Origin of the sequence: Aquitalea denitrificans (genome assembly GCF_009856625.1) — a bacterium.
GTDB lineage: Bacteria > Pseudomonadota > Gammaproteobacteria > Burkholderiales > Chromobacteriaceae > Aquitalea > Aquitalea denitrificans.
In genome coordinates this window covers 292,695-310,624 of sequence record NZ_CP047241.1, presented here as the reverse complement: position 1 = coordinate 310,624, position 17,930 = coordinate 292,695, and the positions used below count along the sequence as shown (strand labels likewise).

Below are 17,930 nucleotides of genomic sequence, written 5' to 3'. Positions count from 1 at the left end.
CGATATAGTGCGCATGGGATGCGAATAAGCCAGAATGGACAGACATTTCCCTTGGATTCCCTGCTTCAAACCCAGGCATGTCGCATGAAAATCACCGGACCACACAAACCCCAACAGCGCCAGGAAGCCATTCTTGACTTGGTGCGAGAGCACAAAAAGATCAGTGTGGAACGTCTGTCAGTCCTGACAGCTGCCTCACGCGAAACAATACGACGGGATCTGACCGTATTGGCCAATCATGGCTTGCTCAAGAAATACCATGGCGGAGCAATGAGTTCGGATGAGCCGGTTGAGCATGATTTTCGTCAGCGCCGCATGCAGCATGCCGAGGAAAAACAGCGCATTGCGCGCCTGGCGGCCAGCCTGTTCAAAGCCGGTGATTCCCTGCTGATTGATACGGGCACCACCACATTGGCCCTGGCGCAGGAACTGGCCCGCAAGCAGCACCTGACCATCATCACCAATTCTCTGGCCATCGCCCAGCTCATTGGGCGGGGCGATCGCAGCAACAAAGTGTTCCTGATTGGTGGCGAATACCTGGCCGACGCCTCGGAAAGCGTCGGCGGCCTGGCCATCACACAAATTCAGCAGTTCAATACCACCGATGTCGTGCTAACGGTTGGTGCCATCGACGAAAACGGGGTAATGGACTTTTCCCTAGCCGAGGCAGATATCGCCAAAGCCATGATTGCCCAGGCCCGGCGGCTCACCGTGCTTGCCGACGCCAGCAAATTCGGTGCTACCGCCTTGTTCCGGGTTTGCGGGCTGGAGAACATCCACCGACTGGTCGTGAATCATCGCCCGGACGACACACTCTCCCATGCCTTGCAGCGAGCCAATGTCGAGGTACACATTGCAGATTAAGACCCGATAACCCCCCCGCTCCAGCCTTGCGCCGCCTTGCCGTACGCCATGTACGGTCTGCGGCGATGCGCCTTGCTCCAGACTCTTGCGCCGCAGCAGGCGGTTATCCGTGCGGACAAGCCGTAACACGGTTTGCACATGAACGTCATCACACCACTGCGGCCAAGCATTCGCTTGCCGTCATTGCGCGCCCTTAGCAAGGCAGGCCAATCGGCCCCCACCATTCTTTAGACAAGGCCGGTCGGTAAAACTGGCTGAGTGGACATTGCTGATGCAAATGTCTGGCCGTGTAATGCCCGATCTATAGCCCCCAGCGACCGGTCACCACGGCATGCAAGCATCTGAAAATCAACTGCAGCAAGAAACACTGCCAGGCAAGCCCCGCTGGCCGCACTATGTGATGTTGATCCTCGCCTGCACCTTGCTCTCAACGCTGATCAGCACCTACACCACGGCAGTCAGCACAGCAAAAGCTGCCCCTCTGACGGGCTTCTGGCTCAAGGCTGCCGCGCCCGGTTTCATGCTTTCCTGCTTCTGGACACTGTTGCGCTACAGCTTCTGGCTGCTGGCAGGCTGGGTTGTTGATCACCGCAATGCCTTGCATCTCGCCGCGTATCACCAGGAAGAACAGCGCCGCAAAGCGCGACTTTTTATCCCGCATATCGCCTTGCTTGGACCGGCCTGCATGCACGCGGCAGATCGCCAGATTCTGCTCCGGCAACAAAGGGCAAAACCGGTGCCATTCTGCAACTTGTTACAGGTGCCACAATGCGAGTCCGCGGCACCGCCCTATCTGGCTGAGCCGGAATCCATATCCGAAGCAGACGGCCAGCAGGATACAGACGCGGCCATGTGGGACGCTTATGCGGCTGACGACGAGGCAGTTGCCGATGATGAAACCAGCGAAGAAGTCGATGTCCCGCTAGCGGACGACGCAGCAGTATCCGACATGACATCCGATGAGGAAGAACAGGAACAACGCCTTCCCGCCGCCCAATACCTCCCCGCCCAACTGGCCACGATGCTGGCGGAGTGGCCGCGACCGGTGTTGAACCCATCGGTCCCCGTTTCCTGGAGTGGCAGCGAAGACGCGTGGCTACGCTTTCGACAACATGCCAGCGAACTGGGCATCTTTTTGACTGCACATCCTCAGCGCTTGCACAGCCCCGAGGACATTGATCAGGTGATTGACGCACTCCACGCCCGGCAACACGCCAGCTATCACCTGTTGGCAGGCATCGCCACGCCTGCGGCCAGCTTCGGCGCAAGCAATCGCCCCCCGGCCGCCGAAGCCGCCTTTGCCATGCTGGCAAGCAATACGCCGGATGGTGGCAGCCTGTCTCGACCGGTGCTGTTCAGCGCACCAGAACATCTGGCTTTGGCACAGCGCAATGCTGCACTGGCCAATCCGCCCGCATCCTTTTTCAGCCTGAACCGTGACAGCCCGGAAGAACTATCCGCAGCAGGCTGGCAAATCGACGCCGTGGAACATGAACCTTACTGGGGCAATCCCGGTGCCTTGGGCTGCTGGATCATGGCAGCAATGGCAGTGGAAGCCTCGTCGCTGCGGCAACAAGCGGTTGGCTGGCAAGGCCAGCAGGAAAATCAGCACTGGGCTGGCATTGCACTACCGCCCGAATCGACCACAACAGGAGCCAACACATGAGATTTGTCATTCGCCTCGGCTGTCGTATCACCGGACGCGGTGAAGTCGTGGAAGGTATGGTCGATGGGCCGACACTACTTGGGATTCCCGTGTCCTTCATCGGCGCCAGGGTGCGCTGCGATATCTGTGGCACAACCGGCGTCATTGCGATGGCCGGGCCACGCGGCACACTGGGGCAAAACAATATCAAGGGAAAAACCCTGGCGCTCAACGATGACCTCGTGCTGTGCCGCTGCCCTGACCACCCGCGCCTGATCCACGATTGTGAAGAATGGCGTGTCGCCGTCTGACCTGCCTCAAGAGCCTACGTCCATGCAAAATCCTTACCAGTTAGCATTCCCGTCCCGCTTCAAGCTTGCGCTATCGGTTTATGAATTTCACATTGAAGAAGCACTAGATAGACCATACCAACTGACCATATCGGTAACGATGGCAGAGCGTGATCTGGCCTTGGCCCGCCTGATTGGCCAGCCGGTTACCTTCACCATCACACCGCAATCGACGGCACCACCGCTGGCGATTCCCAGCCTGTCCCCACTCCCGACCGGCCAGGAAGGACAACGCAGCTGGCACGGTGTGGTACGACATGCGCAACGTGCCCGCAGCACCCCGGAAGAAACGCTGTATACCTTCGAAATCAGCCCACGCATTGCCCTGCTGCAGGACAGTCGCAGCACCCGCCTGTTCCAAAACGCGACAGTTGCGCAGGTGATTGAAGCGCTATTGCGCAAACATGCGCTAGATGGCACCGATTTCAGTTTCAACCTGACCGGCGTACAAGCCTCATACGAACACATCACCCAATTCCGCGAAACCGATCTGGCCTTCCTATCCCGCATTGCCGCCCATGCCGGCATCTTCTACCAGTTCACTCAATCCAAAGACGGCAAGGATGTCATCAACTTTGGTAACAACCTCGAACATTACTGTCGGGGAAACCTGAACGACATCGAGCTGAAGGAACATGCAGGACTGGAAAGTATCGGGACGGAGGCCATCACCGAACTCACCATTCGCCACCACCCGATGCTGAAAACCACGCGACGACGCAATTTCAACGACATGACGGCCAGTACTCCACTGGATGGGACAGCAGGATTTAGCGTAGACGTTCCTGCTGCGTACGGCGAAGACTATGAGTGGGGCGATGGCAACCGGGACAAAGATGAATCCGACCGGGTAGCGCAGCTACGTCACCAACTGTCCGTCAGCCGGCAATGCATCGCCAGCGGCAAGGGCAATGTGTGCCGGCTTCGACCAGGCGAAGTGCTACGCCTGACTCGACCGTTTGCAGATGCCCCTCACGGCTGGCTGATCACGGCGGTGATACATCGTGGCCGCCGTGACCAAGCCTATGAAAACACTTTTGAGGCCATCCCTTCAGACCGCATCTGGCGTCCTGCCTTGCTCCCCAAACCGCGCATTCACAGCACCCTGCCCGCCATGGTGGTGAGCCCCGGTAATAACAGCTACCAATACCCCTTCATCGACGAGCATGGCCGCTACCGCGTGCGCTACCTGTTTGATCTGGACAAATGGAGCCCCGGTGGAGACTCACGCGCCGTCCGTCTGGCCAAACCGTTTGCAGGCGGGCAATTCGGTTTCCACATGCCTATCCACGCCGGCACCATCGTCAACCTGGCTTTTAGCGATGGCGACCCCGACGCGCCATACATCGCCTCCATCACCCATGACAGCACCCACCCGGACCATATCACCACGCAATGGAACAGCCGCAACGTCATCCGTACCAAGGCCAACAACAAGCTGCGCATGGAGGACTTGCAAGGCAAACAGCACATCAAGCTGGCCACCGAGTACGGCAAGGCCCAACTGAATATCGGCCACCTGGTGGATGCCACACGCCAGCAACGCGGAGAAGGGTTTGAAATCCGTACCGACCACTGGGGTGCCATCCGCGCTGGCAAAGGCCTGCTCATCAGCGCCGAAGCCAAATCCGTCGCCGCCACCCAACAACTGGACATGGCCGCAGCACTGCATCAGCTGGAACAAGCCAACCGGCTGGCCAAAGCCCTGGCCGATGCCGCGACCACCGCCCAGGCCCTGCCGCCGGATGTCCAGGCCCAGGTCGACCTGCTACAGCACTCGCTCAAACAACTGGCACAGGCCGGCATCCTGATGAGCGCCCCGGCCGGCATCGGCCTCACCACCCCGCACACCATCCAGCAATCCGCAGGTGCCAGCTATGCCGTCACCGCCGGACAGCACATCAGCCACGCCGCACTGGGCGACATCCGCCACAACGCCAACGGTGCCATCAGCCTGTTTGCCCGCAGCGGCGGCGCACGTCTGTATGCCAACCAGGGCAGCGTGGACATCCAGGCACAAGGCGGCCCGCTGGCGGTGTCGGCAGCCAAGTCCCTGCGGCTGAACAGCAACCAGCACATCAGCGTGGCCGGGCACGACAGCATTGAACTGGCGGCCGGCGGCCATGGCATCCGCATCAGTGCTAAAGGCATCGAAGTGTTCGGTGATATCAAGCTGCACGGCACGCTGAGTAATGAGGGGAAGGCGGGGCTGCCTAATCCAATCAGCGCATTTCCCAAAACCGAATTAAGCCTTGATGAGAACTACTCGGAATAAAGGGTATTGATTATCCACCAGCTCATTATTCAATAAGGGCAAGGACCAACCATGTTAATCGGACCACCCGTACTACTAAAGCCAGCACAAGCACAAACCACCACCCAGAAAGAAGATAGGGCATGGCTGGAAAGCATGATGCCCAATCGCGACAGGGGCGGATATCCAGTAGGGAAATCCGGCCAATGGCACCCCGGCCTGCACATTACCGGCTTTGTCGGATCGGGGGACAACAACGCCGTATGGGCGATTGCTGACGGTGCCGTCATGTATTACGCCGAGGACAAAGGAACAGACCTCAGCGAGCACGCCAACTCCAACGGAGTGGTGATCATCAGGCATGAAACCCAGATTGGCAGCGAGGCAGAAGGCTGCATTGTGTATTACTCCTGCTATCAACACCTGCAAGTCATCAATGAAGCAATCAAGACAGCCTACGCCAAGGGCAGCCCCGTCTATAGAAAAGACCTGATTGGCCATGTCGGTAACGTGGCAGACAATAGCGGCATCCATTTTGAAATATTTTGCAGCGGCGCAAATGTAAAGAAAATCACCGGTCGCAGCAGCGGCAAGCTGAACCTCGCCAAATCCGGCCGGAAAAACATTGTTTACGGCGATACCCACTACTACATCCCGGCAGGCACTCCCTTATATTTCCAGGCGACAGCGCCAGATTACAGCGCATCCACCCTCAAAAAACCCAACACCGAGTACGACAGATTTATACGTCACCATCAAATTTGAGAAGGGAGACGCAGCAATCACTACAAAGTTACTTAATAATAATGAATACACTGCCATTCCTTGCTCAGCCAAGCATAAAGATTTTTACGAAAACTACGAATATAATCTCCATAACAAATCAATAACAATTAGCAAAAATTATAAAAAGAGCACACCTAGCGCAATTTATGAAATGCTGAAATTTGGCCGCATCCTTGATGAGGTCAACACCCAGAAAATTGGCCATGACATTCCACACTGGCATCAGATTGACACACCACAGGGCCTGGCCTGGGTCAATCTCAATGCCGCACCCGCCCAGGGCGCAAAGCCCATTACCGTATTTAGTGATGGCGATTTTCCGGACTGGGCAGACTGGACCCTCATCGATGATGATCCGGTTGATAACGGCCTGTGTGATAGCAAAATCATTCATTCACTACTGTATCCAGCGGGCAGCGAGAAAAACGCAGCCGCATTACAACGGGCATTAACTGACCCGGCTGTCAGTAGCAAACTATCAAAGATGATTTGCAAAATTCCCAGCGAATGGGACAAAGCAAAGAAGGCAGTGCGCCAACAATGGCGTAAAGTGGCATTCCCGCTCAACCCCATACCACTAGACAATAGCAAATTCCAGAAATTAATGGACGACCTGGACAAAGCCTGCTTCTGGCAGCGATTCGTCGACAACAACAATAAATTCCCCAGTGCTTGTCTACCTACTGTAGACAATGCCAGCAAGGCATTTTACCAGGGCGCGATAACCGAAGATGTCTGGTTCTTCAATCCCAGGGAGTTCATCCTGCATTTCAGGAAATGTAATTGGCTGTCGGAGTTTGAATTTGCGCAATTACTGCCAAGAACACTAAAACGCCTTGTTGATACGCAATTTAAAACCGAATCCAAGAGTTGGGAGGCAGCATTCTCCACGGCCAAAACCTGGACAAAGGCACTATGCCAAGGCTTTAACAAATATGGAATATTACACAGCAAAGGAAGATTAGCCCATTTTATTTCCCAGACCATTCCAGAAACCAGCTATCTGGCATTTTTAGCCGAGCCACATCTTCAAAGCGCAAAATACAAGCCCTATTGGGGACGCGGCATTATTCAACTCACACACAAAGGTTCTTATTCAAAGTATGGTGAATTTCGTGGAATACCACCCACCAAAAATGCACAGCTTGGTGTGTATGCGGAATTAGGCTGGGACCCAGACCTGATGATTGCAAAACCAGGAGTGCCAGGCCCAAAAAATAAAAAACCTCCGTCCATCAATAATGTATTTGGCTGCATTGATAGCAGTGGCTTTTACTGGATTAGCAATCAATCACCATATGCAGTTATGCTACACCGTCTGTGTGATGTAGGGAATACCATTCAAAATGGCATCGAGGTCAGCAAAGGCATCAATGGCAAGGTTCTCGAACATAAAATTGAAGGGCTTGAACGACGACTACAAGCCTTGGAGTATTGCAAATGGATTTTGCATGATTCCATCCCACCCAAAGGGGGTGTGAACATCACTTTTGACTGGCGTAGAAATAGCAAAGAATAAGAATCCGATGAGAAAGACAAAAATGGAAAGATAATAAAGAAATACATTAAAACCACCCACTCATTTAGCATACCCTACACATTACAAAGACCTTAAATATTAACAATGAAAGAATAATCGCAAAGAGATATATACATGTCAATAATATTTACTTTCTTAGTTTACATTTTTTTCATTTTTACCAGCCCAGCCATCAACGGAGAGGAAATGCAAACAACCCAAATAGATGTATTTAGTGACTATTGCTATTCAGGAGGAGAGAAGAGTGATCTTACATTTATCAGACTAATGCTATTTTCCAATGAACAACAAGGTGGTTTTGCCAAACATATTAACGGCCCAACATTACGCCTTAAATATTTATACACAGAAACAATAGAAACCAATAGATCAGCCACTGATGAAGAAAGACAAATTTATGCCGAAATGATGAATAATAAAATGACTGGATATTACATCTACACTGTATACACAAGAGCACCTCCAGGCATTGCGTACTTCTCCAAAAAGAAAAATAAAATGTACAATCTATCTCGCGATTTAGGAGCTGCACATTCAAAAATACAAGTACCGGCCATTGGGTGTGACTGGTCCAAGTCAAATCTATTAAATAATAGTGAAAACTAAGCAAATCAAATAATTATTTAAAACATCCACCACAATCCCCACTGCAAGGATACCAATGTTAAGAAAGCCAACCATCGCAGTCATCTTTCTGTTTACTATTGCAGCGCATGCGACTAACAGCCAGGGAAGTTCAATATATGAATTAGATATATCCGACCCCACTTGCTTTTCAGTGCGAGACAAAAATGAAGTTATATTTATTAATTTCAACTTATTTCGTGACCAACAGAACACTGGTGAAGCACAACATAACAATGGACCTAAAAGACGTCTGAAATATCTCTATTCAGAAGACATAGGCAGAGAAAAATCAAAAATTTATGGTGAGGCTGACATGCAAACATACGCCGAAATAATGAACAACAAAATGACTGGGTATTATATTTACACTGTATATATGAAAGCCCCTCCAAGTACAGACGTTGTATATTTCTCCAAGAAAAAAAATAAACACTATCAATTATCTCTTGACCAAGGGGCACAAAAAGAAGATGCAACAGGCATAGTCTGCGACTGGTCAAAATCTAGCCTGTTGAAAAAATAATCAAGCACATAGGTATGAAGTATTGGTTTTGATTTGTTCAATTTATTTATCAAGGACTGTCATGCTAATAAAACTCACTGGCCTAATTAGCGCCCTTATTGTCATCACGGCGCATGCATCCGCGCTCCCGGCCACATCCGAAAACAGAATTAATGAAACCAACACCTACTGCTTTTCTGCCATGGGAGATAAAAAGCCTATTTTTATCAGCCTGACCCTGCCGCAAGGCCCACTCAGAAATGGTTATGTAAAATACAATAATGGCGCTTCAATTCCATTGAAGTATTCATCTAATTATAATATTGCGTTTTCCGGAGCAACCAAAGATTATGAGAACTTATACCGTGAAATGATTAACAAGAAAAATACTGGCTACTACTCCTTTTATCTATATCAAGATGGCATAACAGTTCTGCGTTACTTTTCCAAAAAAACAAAAAAAGAGTATTTTTTCTTCCCTGATTCAGGCGCGGCCAAGGCTAGCCCACCTGCCAGTCTGTGCAATTGGTCCAAATCAGATTTACTGGATGGTGATGAAAGCAAATAACGCCCAGCGTTTTCCACCAATAACGACAAAGGCAGGGCGCATAGGCCGGCCAGTCGTCACTCAAACCACATTTTGATTTGCAATAACTCCGCCAGCGCTGACCGTGTGTAAGCGTGAATGTCCTTTGAATTGCATTGCCAAACGTGAGAAGCCATCGCCATGACCAGCCTGCCAAGCTCTTCCCCTACCCCGCGCCGCGTTTACTGGATACCCCTCATCCTGTTTGCAATTGGAGCACTGGCGCTGTTGCTGGTCTGGTTGTATGGCAAAACGCTGTCTCAGGGGCCGACGGATGGCTTCTTGTTGCAAACCAGTCTTTTCTTCTGGGCTGTGTTACTGCCAACCCTGGCGGTATTTGTCTGGTTACTGCTGCTGATCCGGGGACCTGCTGCGTTGTCGGCTCCTCGCTTTCACCGTGCCAACACCGCTATGGATGACAGGTCGGACGGCCTGGATTCCGTCCTGCAATACATGCGCCATCAGTACCCGGGCAAATGGCGCAGCATCAAGCCATGGGTGGCAACGCTATTGCCGGAGAAGGCGGTGTCCAGCCTGGCGGATGTCGACCAGGCCCCGGCACCGCTCTGGCTGGATAGCCCGGATGCCTTGCTGCTGCGCGTCACCCCGGAGCAGCCAGCAAAGCTCCTCGCCCGTTTGCGTGGCCGTTGGCGTGTGCCGCTGGATGCCGTCACCCTGGTGGGGGACGCATTGCCCAACACCGGGAGTGTGCAACTGCAGCAGCTACTGGATTTGAATGCACGCTGTCACTGGCGGCTGCCGGTCTGCCTTGCCCTTACCGGCTGGACGGTGCCAGAGCAAGGCATTTCCTGCCTGCTGACCCAACCCGGCAATGCAGCACAGACGCGGGCCGACTTGCACAAGCTGGTTTGGCAGAGCGCCATAGACGGCCAGGCAGCCTTGCTGGCGCATAAGGGCTCTGCCACGCTGGCTTTTTCCGCTGCGCTGGAGCAGCCCGGCGTGATTGATAATCTGGCCGAATCCCTGGCGCAGATCAGCCGCCACCTGCCAGACGGGCAGCACATCATTCGCCTGGCGTGGATTGCCGGTCCGGACTTATCGCATATTGCAGGCCATGTGGTGGAGGATTGTGTGCAGTCCGCACCGCGCAGGCATCGACTTGCGCTGACCGACCACATCGGCTGGCTGGTATTGGCGCTTTCCCTGCTGCTGGCCGTGGGCGTGGGGGTATCTGCCGTGCGCAATCACGCGCTGGCGGTGGATGCCCAGGCCCGTATCGCACAATTGAATGCCGCCCGCACCATCAGGCAGGCCTTGCCAGCCTTGTTGAGCAGCCAACAGTTATTGCAGCAGCTGTCACAGCAAGCCAACGCCGGTATTCCCCTGCTATCACGCTTTGGTTTGAACCTGAATGACAGGGTGCAAGCGCCGCTGTTTGCAACTTATGGCAAAACGGCCCGGCAGTGGGTGATTGCGCCTGCGCAACAGGATATCCAGCGCATTTTGCTTGAGCTGAACAAGCTGCCCCTGTCGGGCGGTGGCGAGGCGATTTCGCTGGCCAGCAAGGTGGGGTTTGACAGCCTGAAAGCTTATTTGATGCTGGATACGCCGTCCCGCACGCAAGCGGCATTCCTGTCGGATCAACTACGCCAACGTAGTGGATTCAACGATCAGGCGCATGCGCAAATCCTGCAGTTTTATGCGCAGCATCTGGCAGCACACCCGGAATGGAAGTTGGCGGCCTTGCCAACAGTCGTAGCAGGTGCGCGCCAGACACTGCTTGGCCTCAATGGGGTGGAGCATGGCGACGAGACGATTTACCAGTCCATCCTGCAGCAGGCTGGCGAGAAATATCCGGCCCGCACCGCCAGCAGCCTGTTACCTGGTGTAGACAGCCGTGGCCTGTTTCTGCTGCCCGGCACCATCTCTGGGGCTTACACCCGCGAAGCATGGGAAGGCTATGTGAATGCAGCGATTGATGCTGCCGATCCAAAACAAGGCGGCGAGGCGCTATGGGTGATGGGGGCAGAAGCCGCACGCAGCGAAGGCAGCCTGCTTAAAACCCGGCTGCGGCAACGCTATTTCACCGACTACGCCGCCGCCTGGCAAGCCTGGCTGAACGGGCTGCGCTGGCAATCTGCCAATTCCTTGCCCAGCGCCGTGGCGCAATTGAGCACTTACGCCGATCCACAACGCTCACCCCTGCTGGCCTTGATGCATATGATTCAGTATCAGGGGCAGGCCGGTGCCACCGAAAAATCCCTGGCGCGTGACTTGCTCGACAAAACCCGCGCGCTGGTGGGCAAATCCACCGACAAGGCAGCCACGCAAGATCCTGCACGCAGTGATCCGCTAGCAAGTGCCTTTGGCCCCTTGTTACAGTTGACGGCCCCGGATGATGGCAAGGGCAACAACACGCTCAGCCTGGCGCGCTATCTGGAATCCGTCACCTCGGTGCGGCTGAAACTGCAGCAGCTGGCCTCCTCGCCCAATCCTGATGCCGCGTCGCGGCAGTTGGCACAGGCGCTGTTCAAAGGCGAACAGAATGCGCTGGCCCATGGCCAGAACTACGCTGCCATGCTGGCGGCAAGCATGGGGGCGGAATGGGCGGGCTTTGCACAACAGTTGTTTGTCAGCCCACTGGATAGCGCAAATCAGGTGGTGATGTTGCCTGCGGCCTTTGACATCAATGATTTGTGGCAGCGCAGCGTCTTCTTGCCGTGGGGCAGTAAAGTTGCCGGGCGCTTCCCCTTCAATGCCACGGACAACGAAGCCTCCATCCCGGTCCTCACCGGCTTTCTGGCACCGGAACAAGGGGCGATTGCCCGCTTCCTGGGCAACACACTCGCCGGTGCGCTGGTGCAAGAAGGCGATCAGTGGCTTCCCAGCCCTACTCTGGTGAATGCGGCACCCTTCGATGCCAATTTCCTCAATGCCGTGAATATGCTGAGTCATCTGTCCAGCTTGCTGTATGCCGAAGGTGATGCCAGTTACCAGTTTGACCTGCGCCCTGTTGCCATGCCCGGGCTGATCGAAACAACACTCTTCATTGACGGCCAGGAATTAAAATACTTCAACCAGCGTGAAACGTGGCTAGCCATGCATTGGCCGGCGACAGGCCAGAATACCGGCACCCGCTTGCAGTGGCAGTCGCTCAGCACCGGGACGCAACAAACCCTGGAATTCAGCGGCCGCTGGGCCTTCATCCGCTTGCTGGAAAAAGCCAGGGTGGTGCAACTGGACAAAGCCCGCTTTCAACTGGACTTTGCCCTGCCTGATGGTTTGACCGCGCGCTATATCCTGCGCACAAGCGCCAGCGAGGGACCACTGGCCTTGCTCAAGCTGTTGCAATTCAAGCTGCCGTCACGGGTATTTGCCTTGCCCGGGCCGCCCACGGCCACCAGAGAGAACATGAGCGCCACGCGCTGATTCCGTTAACCGGCCAGAGCAATGCGGCACGGCATCCCCACGCTGGCTGGCTTGCGGCCTCGCCGTATTCCTGATGCCAGTCTCTTGCGCATGACGGCGACCGATGCCGCATTGCTTGTACCCAGCCCGGATTACCAAGATCCGCTTGTAAATGATGCAGTGACTTCACAGGCAACTCTAAGCATTTGGCATTAAGTCATGTCATGGAACTGTCATTCGCGGGGTCTACACTGCGCAGCATCATCGTGCAGAAGCCGCATTCATGTCTCTTATCAAGCGTTTATGGCTGACCGTCCTGTTTACCGTAGCCAGCCTGCTGATCGTACTGGCCGTAACCAGCCAGCAATTGTTCTCCCTTACCCGGCATGTGGACGACTACAGCCAGCATCAGCAACTGTCAGCCAATCTGTACCAGTTCAAGGCCAGTGTGCTCAGCCTGTCCCGTGCCGATCCGCTGCAGCCGGACACCGCCAAGCACTTGCAACAGGTCAAACAGCAAGTGCAACAACTGAGTGGCCAGATTGCCAGCGCCCTGCCAGAGGCCGAAGCCAAGCCATTCCAGGAACAAAGCAATCAGCTGTGGCAGCAATACACCCGCAATCTGGAAAGCGCACTGACGATTGCCGAAAGCGCACCGCAGGACGCCTTGTCCATTCCCGAGCAGGCCTATCAGCAAAGCCTGGTGCCGCTGGTGACACTGTTGGACAAGCAGCTGGCCCATGCCAGCCGCAGTCAGGCAGCCGAAGAATCAGCCATGCATGCCATGCTGCAGCAACTGGCCTTTTACATTCTGGGGCCGCTGTTGCTGGCCAGCGTGGCGGTAGTGCTGATCCAACTGGCGCTGGCACGCCGCCTCAAGCTGCAGATGGAAGCCATGGGCCGTGCGGTGGATGCGCTGAGTGAAGGCAATCTGGCAGCACGCCTGCCAGAACAGGGGAAAGACGAGCTGGCGCAAATGGCGGCCCGCATCAACCGTTTTCTGGAGCGGCTGAGCGAGCTGCTGGCCAATGTGCATCAGCATGCCAGCCGCAACCAGCGTGACAGCCAGCAACTACAATTGATCACCAGCCAGGCCGCTGACGCCAGCCGCCTGCAAAGCGGCAAGGCCAATCTGAGCAACGAAGCAGCGGCACAGATTGCCAGCCAGGCAGACAGCGTGGCGCAGTTCATCGCCCAGGCCGAAGCCGGTTCGCAACAGGCGCTGCAACGTACCGAGCAGGCTCGCCAGCTGGGCAGTGCCAATGCCACCGCCATGCAGGATCTGGCCGGGCGCATTGATTCGGCCATGCAGGAGATGCAGCAGCTGAACCAGTCGATTGGCGACATTGCCCAGATCAGCACCCTGATTCGCGATGTGGCCGACCAGACTAATCTGCTGGCGCTCAACGCCGCCATCGAGGCAGCGCGGGCGGGCGAACAGGGCCGTGGTTTTGCCGTGGTGGCCGATGAGGTGCGCAAGCTGTCCGAGCGCACGGCCAGTGCCACTTCGCGCATTTTCGACAGCCTGGCCAAGGTAGAAACCGTAAAACAGTCGCTGGGCGATGCCATCGATACCGCCGGCAAGGCCAGTCATGACAACCAGCATGCCCAGCAGGCACTGGACGCGGCACTGTCCGGCGTGGATCAGGCGCTGGCCGAACTGGACCAGTTGATGGGGCAGATCAGCCATGTACGCCAGCAGCAGAGCGAAGCCGGCAATAGTATCCGCCAGCATGGTTTTGAACTGGCTCACCTGGCCAGCAGCATCGACGAGCAGATGCGTGATGCCAATCCGGTAATGCGCCAGATGGCCGAGTCAGCCGGCGTGCTGACTCAGGCACTCAGTTGGTTCCGGCTGCAGCCACAACAATAAAACACCCGATGCAAAAACGGCAGCCCGTGGGCTGCCGTTATCATTTACTACTCCTGTACAGGCTGCTTACAGCACCGCCAGCGCGGCGTCGTAGTTGGGTTCGCTGCCGATTTCGGCTACCAGCTCGCTGTGCAGCACGGTGTTGTCGGCATCCAGTACCACCACGGCACGGGCAGTCAGGCCGGCCAGCGGGCCGGAAGCCAGCTTCACGCCCCAGGCTTGCAGGAAGTCGGCATTGCGGAAGGTGGACAGGTTCACCACGTTCTCGATGCCTTCGGCGCCGCAGAAACGCTTTTGCGCAAACGGCAGGTCGGCAGAAACGCACAGCACCACGGTGTCGGCCTTGCCTGCGGCTTTTTCGTTGAACTTGCGTACCGAAGTGGCGCAAGTCGGGGTGTCCACGCTGGGGAAAATGTTGACGATTTTCTTCTTGCCGGCAAAGTCGGCCAGAGTCACGTCAGCCAGATCACCATTGGTCAGCGTCAGGGCCGGAGCCTTGTCGCCCTTGACCGGCAGGGTGCCTGCCACTTCAACCGGGTTACCGCGCAGGGTTACAGATGCCATGTGTCACTTCCTTCAAGCAAAGGCGGCCAATGCTGCGACCGGCCGCCGGGGTGGAGATGCACTCAGTGTGGGGCCTGGCGGCAGAAAATCAACCCTGCCGCCAGTCAGCCTATTCTTCCAGCTTGAGTCCCAGCTCGTTCAGCACTTCGCGCGCACTGCGAAACGCTTCCACGGCAGCCGGTGCGCCGCCATACACCGCGCTATGCAGCAGCACTTCGCGGATTTCCACCAGGCTGGCACCATTATTAATGGCGCCGCGCACATGGCCTTTCAGCTCGGTGCTGCGGCCCAGCGCTGCCAGCATGGCGCAGGTGATCAGGCTGCGGGTTTTCAGGTCCAGCCCCTCGCGCTGCCAGGTGCTGCCCCAGGCATGCTCGTTCAGCCAGTCCTGCAAGGGGGCGGAAAAACCATCCAGATTGCTCATCGCCCGTTCCACAAAAGCCTCGCCCATCACCTGGGTACGACGGGCCTTGCCGGCGGCGCGGTCTTGCTCGCTCATGTCTGCTCCTTTCGTGGCTAGTAATGAAGTCGGATGCTCAGGACAGCAGGCTGCCCAGCACTTGCACCAGCCGTGCGCATTCGGCATCGGTGCCGATGCTGATGCGCAGGTACTGGTTGATACGCGGCGCAGTGAAATGGCGCACGATCACCGCCTGCTGACGCAAGCCGGTGGCCAGCATGGCCGCATCGTGCTGCGGATGGCGGGCAAACACGAAATTGGCCGCCGAGGGCAATACTTCAAAGCCCAGTGCCTGCAATTGCGCTGTCAGTTGTTCCCGCGTGCGCATCACCGCCTGGCAGGTGTGGCGGAAGTAGTCGTCGTCTTCGAATGACGCCACCGCCCCGGCCAGCGCCAGCCGGTCCAGCGGGTAGGCGTTGAAACTGTTTTTCACCCGCTCCAGCGCCTCAATCAACGTGGCATCACCCACCGCATAGCCCACGCGCAGCCCGGCCAGCGAGCGCGATTTGGACAGGGTGTGCACCACCAGCAGGTTGGGATAGTCGTTCACCAGTGCGATGGCGCTGTCGCCACCAAAATCGACATAGGCTTCGTCGATCACCACCACCTGGTCGGGATGGTCATCCAGCAGCTGGCGGATGGCGGACAACGGCAGCAGGCGGCCGGTGGGCGCATTCGGATTGGCCAGAATCACCCCGCCGCAGGGCTGGCGGTAGTCCTCCACCCGGATGGACAGGCTGTCATCCAGCGGCACCTGACGCGCTTCGATGCCGAACAGGCCGCAATACACCGGGTAAAAACCATAGCTGATGTCCGGCATCAGCAAGGGCTGTTCGTGCTTGAGCAGCGCCTGGAACACAATGCCCAGCACCTCGTCCGAGCTGTTGCCCACAAACACCTGCGGGCGGCTGACGCCGTGGTAGCCGGCAATGGCATCTTTCAGCTTTTCGCCGCTCGGGTCCGGATACAGGCGCAGGCTGTCGTCGGTGGCGGCGCGGATGGCCGCCAGCACCTTGGGCGACGGCCCGTAGGGGTTTTCATTGGTATTAAGCTTGATCAGCGTATCCAGCTTGGGCTGCTCGCCCGGCACATAAGGGGTGAGCTGATGCACCACCGGACTCCAGAAACGACTCATGATTCAACCTTTCCCGGCCACGCCAAACGCAGCCTGCATACATTAACGTCCTGCGCTGCGCGCCGACAGCAACACGCCACCCAGAATGGCAGCAATCCCCAGCAGGTGATAACCATGAATGGCCTCACCCAGCAATAACATGGACAACACGGCACCAAACGCCGGCATCAGATGAATGAAACTGCCGGCCCGCGCCGCACCAACCCGCGCCACGCCCTGATTGTAAAAATGATAAGCCAACACCGAGGGCAGCGTGCCGACATAGGCAAAACTGGCCAGCGTGGTGACATTCAGCACCGCCTGCCGCCCCTGGGCATATTCCAGCAAAAACAGCGGCAGGATGGCCAGCAGGCCGATGGCCACCAGCAGAGTCAGCAAGCCCAGACGGTCCAGCCCGGCGGGCAGGCCACGCAGCAGCAGCGTATAGACAGCCCAGGCCAGCATGGCGCAGAACACCAGCGCATCGCCATGGTTGATATCCAGCGTCAGCAAGCGTGCCGGTTCGCCATGCGCCACCAGCAGCAACACCCCGGCAAAGGACAGCAACACCGCAGCCAGCTGACCACGATTAAGCGGCAGGTGGAAAAACAGCGCCCCCAGCAGCACGATCAGGATGGGAATGAAGGAATTGAGCAGCACGCCATTGGTGGCGCTGGTGGATTGCAAACCTAGGTAAACCAGCGAATTGAAACTGGCAATGCCCAGCAAGGCCAGCAGGATGATGCGTCGCCAGTGCGGCTGCCACAGCTGACGCTGCGCCAGCATGGGTTTGAGCCCCACCGGCAACAGCACGGCCAGCGCAATCAGCCAGCGGCCAAAAGCCAGGGTCAACGGTGGAATGCTGGCGTGTACGGCACGGCCCAATACGAAGTTACCAGCCCAGAACAGGGCGGCCAGGGTAAGCAGACAGTAAGCGGCAGTGTTGGAAGAACGTGGTGAATTCATGGTTTCAACCATGCCATGCCGGGCGGAAGGCTGGCAACTGTTTTGCGGCGCAACATGCATGCACTCATGCCGGCCAGCAGACCAGCCGGGATGAAGATTGCCTCTTCCCACCTCCTCTGCCCGCTCCGCGGAACCGTTTTCATGGCGGGGCTGCCCGCCGTGCAGGCAGGGGAGCTGCCTCGCCAGCTCCCCTGCACCCCTAGGCGACCCCGGGTTGCGCGTATTTCCGCCGTATCCGCGCCGGGCAAGGCGCCGCCGAACTCGCCATTCGCTAACGTCGAATGGCTCAAACATGCGGCGCCTTAAAACCTTGCCCAACGCAGCTCCGACGGCGCGCGCCACGGGGATTGGGGCGCATCACATCGCTGTTGGCTTCGACACTACGTCTTTTGTCTGCATCACAGGCCAGGCAAAAAAAAACCGGAGCCGC

At 56.4% G+C, this 17,930-nt stretch carries 15 protein-coding genes; 11 read left to right on the top strand and 4 right to left on the bottom strand.

Annotated features, from left to right (window positions below; genetic code table 11):
- The first annotated feature begins 84 nt into the window (after window positions 1-84).
- The 11 genes from GSR16_RS01440 (at window position 85) to GSR16_RS01390 (ending at window position 14,396) form a co-directional block, all read left to right on the top strand.
- Window positions 85-864 carry a DeoR/GlpR family DNA-binding transcription regulator gene (locus tag GSR16_RS01440; RefSeq protein WP_159874811.1) on the top strand — a complete coding sequence of 260 codons (780 nt, stop codon included), beginning with the start codon at window positions 85-87 and terminating at the stop codon, window positions 862-864.
- A gap of 331 nt (window positions 865-1,195) precedes the next feature.
- Window positions 1,196-2,530, top strand: a complete 1,335-nt coding sequence (locus tag GSR16_RS01435) for a hypothetical protein (RefSeq protein ID WP_159874810.1) — start codon at window positions 1,196-1,198, stop codon at window positions 2,528-2,530.
- Window positions 2,527-2,820 (top strand): PAAR domain-containing protein, encoded by a 294-nt coding sequence (locus tag GSR16_RS01430; RefSeq protein ID WP_159874809.1) that lies wholly within the window; start codon window positions 2,527-2,529, stop codon window positions 2,818-2,820. Before GSR16_RS01435 ends, GSR16_RS01430 begins: the two co-directional genes overlap by 4 nt.
- A 22-nt stretch (window positions 2,821-2,842) precedes the next feature.
- Complete coding sequence (locus tag GSR16_RS01425) at window positions 2,843-5,134, top strand: type VI secretion system Vgr family protein (protein WP_159874808.1); 2,292 nt, start codon at window positions 2,843-2,845, stop codon at window positions 5,132-5,134.
- A gap of 51 nt (window positions 5,135-5,185) precedes the next feature.
- The gene (locus GSR16_RS01420) at window positions 5,186-5,878 is read left to right on the top strand and encodes a M23 family metallopeptidase (RefSeq protein ID WP_159874807.1); all 693 of its coding nucleotides are present in this window, start codon (window positions 5,186-5,188) and stop codon (window positions 5,876-5,878) included.
- Window positions 5,879-6,050: 172 nt separating this feature from the next.
- Complete coding sequence (locus tag GSR16_RS01415) at window positions 6,051-7,418, top strand: hypothetical protein (protein ID WP_159874806.1); 1,368 nt, start codon at window positions 6,051-6,053, stop codon at window positions 7,416-7,418.
- A 207-nt stretch (window positions 7,419-7,625) separates the two neighbouring features.
- Entirely contained in the window at window positions 7,626-8,045 is a 420-nt protein-coding gene (locus GSR16_RS01410) for a hypothetical protein (RefSeq protein ID WP_159874805.1), read from the top strand.
- A gap of 55 nt (window positions 8,046-8,100) precedes the next feature.
- Complete coding sequence (locus GSR16_RS01405) at window positions 8,101-8,589, top strand: hypothetical protein (protein WP_159874804.1); 489 nt, start codon at window positions 8,101-8,103, stop codon at window positions 8,587-8,589.
- Window positions 8,590-8,650: 61 nt separating this feature from the next.
- A complete protein-coding gene (locus tag GSR16_RS01400; protein ID WP_159874803.1) occupies window positions 8,651-9,136 on the top strand; it encodes a hypothetical protein in 486 nt (161 codons plus the stop codon).
- 159 nt (window positions 9,137-9,295) lie between these two features.
- Window positions 9,296-12,544 carry an ImcF-related family protein gene (locus tag GSR16_RS01395; protein ID WP_159874802.1) on the top strand — a complete coding sequence of 1,083 codons (3,249 nt, stop codon included), beginning with the start codon at window positions 9,296-9,298 and terminating at the stop codon, window positions 12,542-12,544.
- A 262-nt stretch (window positions 12,545-12,806) separates the two neighbouring features.
- A complete protein-coding gene (locus GSR16_RS01390) occupies window positions 12,807-14,396 on the top strand; it encodes a methyl-accepting chemotaxis protein (protein WP_159874801.1) in 1,590 nt (529 codons plus the stop codon).
- A gap of 66 nt (window positions 14,397-14,462) precedes the next feature.
- Here GSR16_RS01390 and tpx read toward each other — a convergent pair whose 3' ends face one another.
- From tpx to GSR16_RS01370, 4 genes are all read right to left on the bottom strand, one after another.
- Complete coding sequence (gene tpx, locus GSR16_RS01385; RefSeq protein ID WP_159874800.1) at window positions 14,463-14,960, bottom strand: thiol peroxidase; 498 nt, start codon at window positions 14,958-14,960, stop codon at window positions 14,463-14,465.
- Between the two features lie 109 nt (window positions 14,961-15,069).
- A complete protein-coding gene (locus GSR16_RS01380) occupies window positions 15,070-15,459 on the bottom strand; it encodes a carboxymuconolactone decarboxylase family protein (RefSeq protein WP_045847912.1) in 390 nt (129 codons plus the stop codon).
- 37 nt (window positions 15,460-15,496) lie between these two features.
- Entirely contained in the window at window positions 15,497-16,555 is a 1,059-nt protein-coding gene (gene hisC, locus GSR16_RS01375; RefSeq protein ID WP_159874799.1) for a histidinol-phosphate transaminase, read from the bottom strand.
- A gap of 42 nt (window positions 16,556-16,597) precedes the next feature.
- Complete coding sequence (locus GSR16_RS01370) at window positions 16,598-17,500, bottom strand: DMT family transporter (RefSeq protein WP_159874798.1); 903 nt, start codon at window positions 17,498-17,500, stop codon at window positions 16,598-16,600.
- Window positions 17,501-17,930 lie beyond the last annotated feature (430 nt).

Bases quoted from the DNA above. Each gene is read 5' to 3' on its own strand.
- GSR16_RS01430 (WP_159874809.1), top strand. From the start codon at position 2,527: ATGAGATTTGTCATTCGCCTCGGCTGTCGTATCACCGGACGCGGTGAA.
- GSR16_RS01410 (WP_159874805.1), top strand. From the start codon at position 7,626: ATGCAAACAACCCAAATAGATGTATTTAGTGACTATTGCTATTCAGGA.
- GSR16_RS01405 (WP_159874804.1), top strand. From the start codon at position 8,101: ATGTTAAGAAAGCCAACCATCGCAGTCATCTTTCTGTTTACTATTGCA.
- GSR16_RS01425 (WP_159874808.1), top strand. From the start codon at position 2,843: ATGCAAAATCCTTACCAGTTAGCATTCCCGTCCCGCTTCAAGCTTGCG.
- GSR16_RS01415 (WP_159874806.1), top strand. From the start codon at position 6,051: ATGCTGAAATTTGGCCGCATCCTTGATGAGGTCAACACCCAGAAAATT.
- GSR16_RS01435 (WP_159874810.1), top strand. From the start codon at position 1,196: ATGCAAGCATCTGAAAATCAACTGCAGCAAGAAACACTGCCAGGCAAG.
- GSR16_RS01380 (WP_045847912.1), bottom strand. From the start codon at position 15,459: ATGAGCGAGCAAGACCGCGCCGCCGGCAAGGCCCGTCGTACCCAGGTG.
- GSR16_RS01395 (WP_159874802.1), top strand. From the start codon at position 9,296: ATGACCAGCCTGCCAAGCTCTTCCCCTACCCCGCGCCGCGTTTACTGG.
- GSR16_RS01370 (WP_159874798.1), bottom strand. From the start codon at position 17,500: ATGAATTCACCACGTTCTTCCAACACTGCCGCTTACTGTCTGCTTACC.
- GSR16_RS01440 (WP_159874811.1), top strand. From the start codon at position 85: ATGAAAATCACCGGACCACACAAACCCCAACAGCGCCAGGAAGCCATT.
- GSR16_RS01420 (WP_159874807.1), top strand. From the start codon at position 5,186: ATGTTAATCGGACCACCCGTACTACTAAAGCCAGCACAAGCACAAACC.
- tpx (WP_159874800.1), bottom strand. From the start codon at position 14,960: ATGGCATCTGTAACCCTGCGCGGTAACCCGGTTGAAGTGGCAGGCACC.
- GSR16_RS01390 (WP_159874801.1), top strand. From the start codon at position 12,807: ATGTCTCTTATCAAGCGTTTATGGCTGACCGTCCTGTTTACCGTAGCC.
- GSR16_RS01400 (WP_159874803.1), top strand. From the start codon at position 8,651: ATGCTAATAAAACTCACTGGCCTAATTAGCGCCCTTATTGTCATCACG.
- hisC (WP_159874799.1), bottom strand. From the start codon at position 16,555: ATGAGTCGTTTCTGGAGTCCGGTGGTGCATCAGCTCACCCCTTATGTG.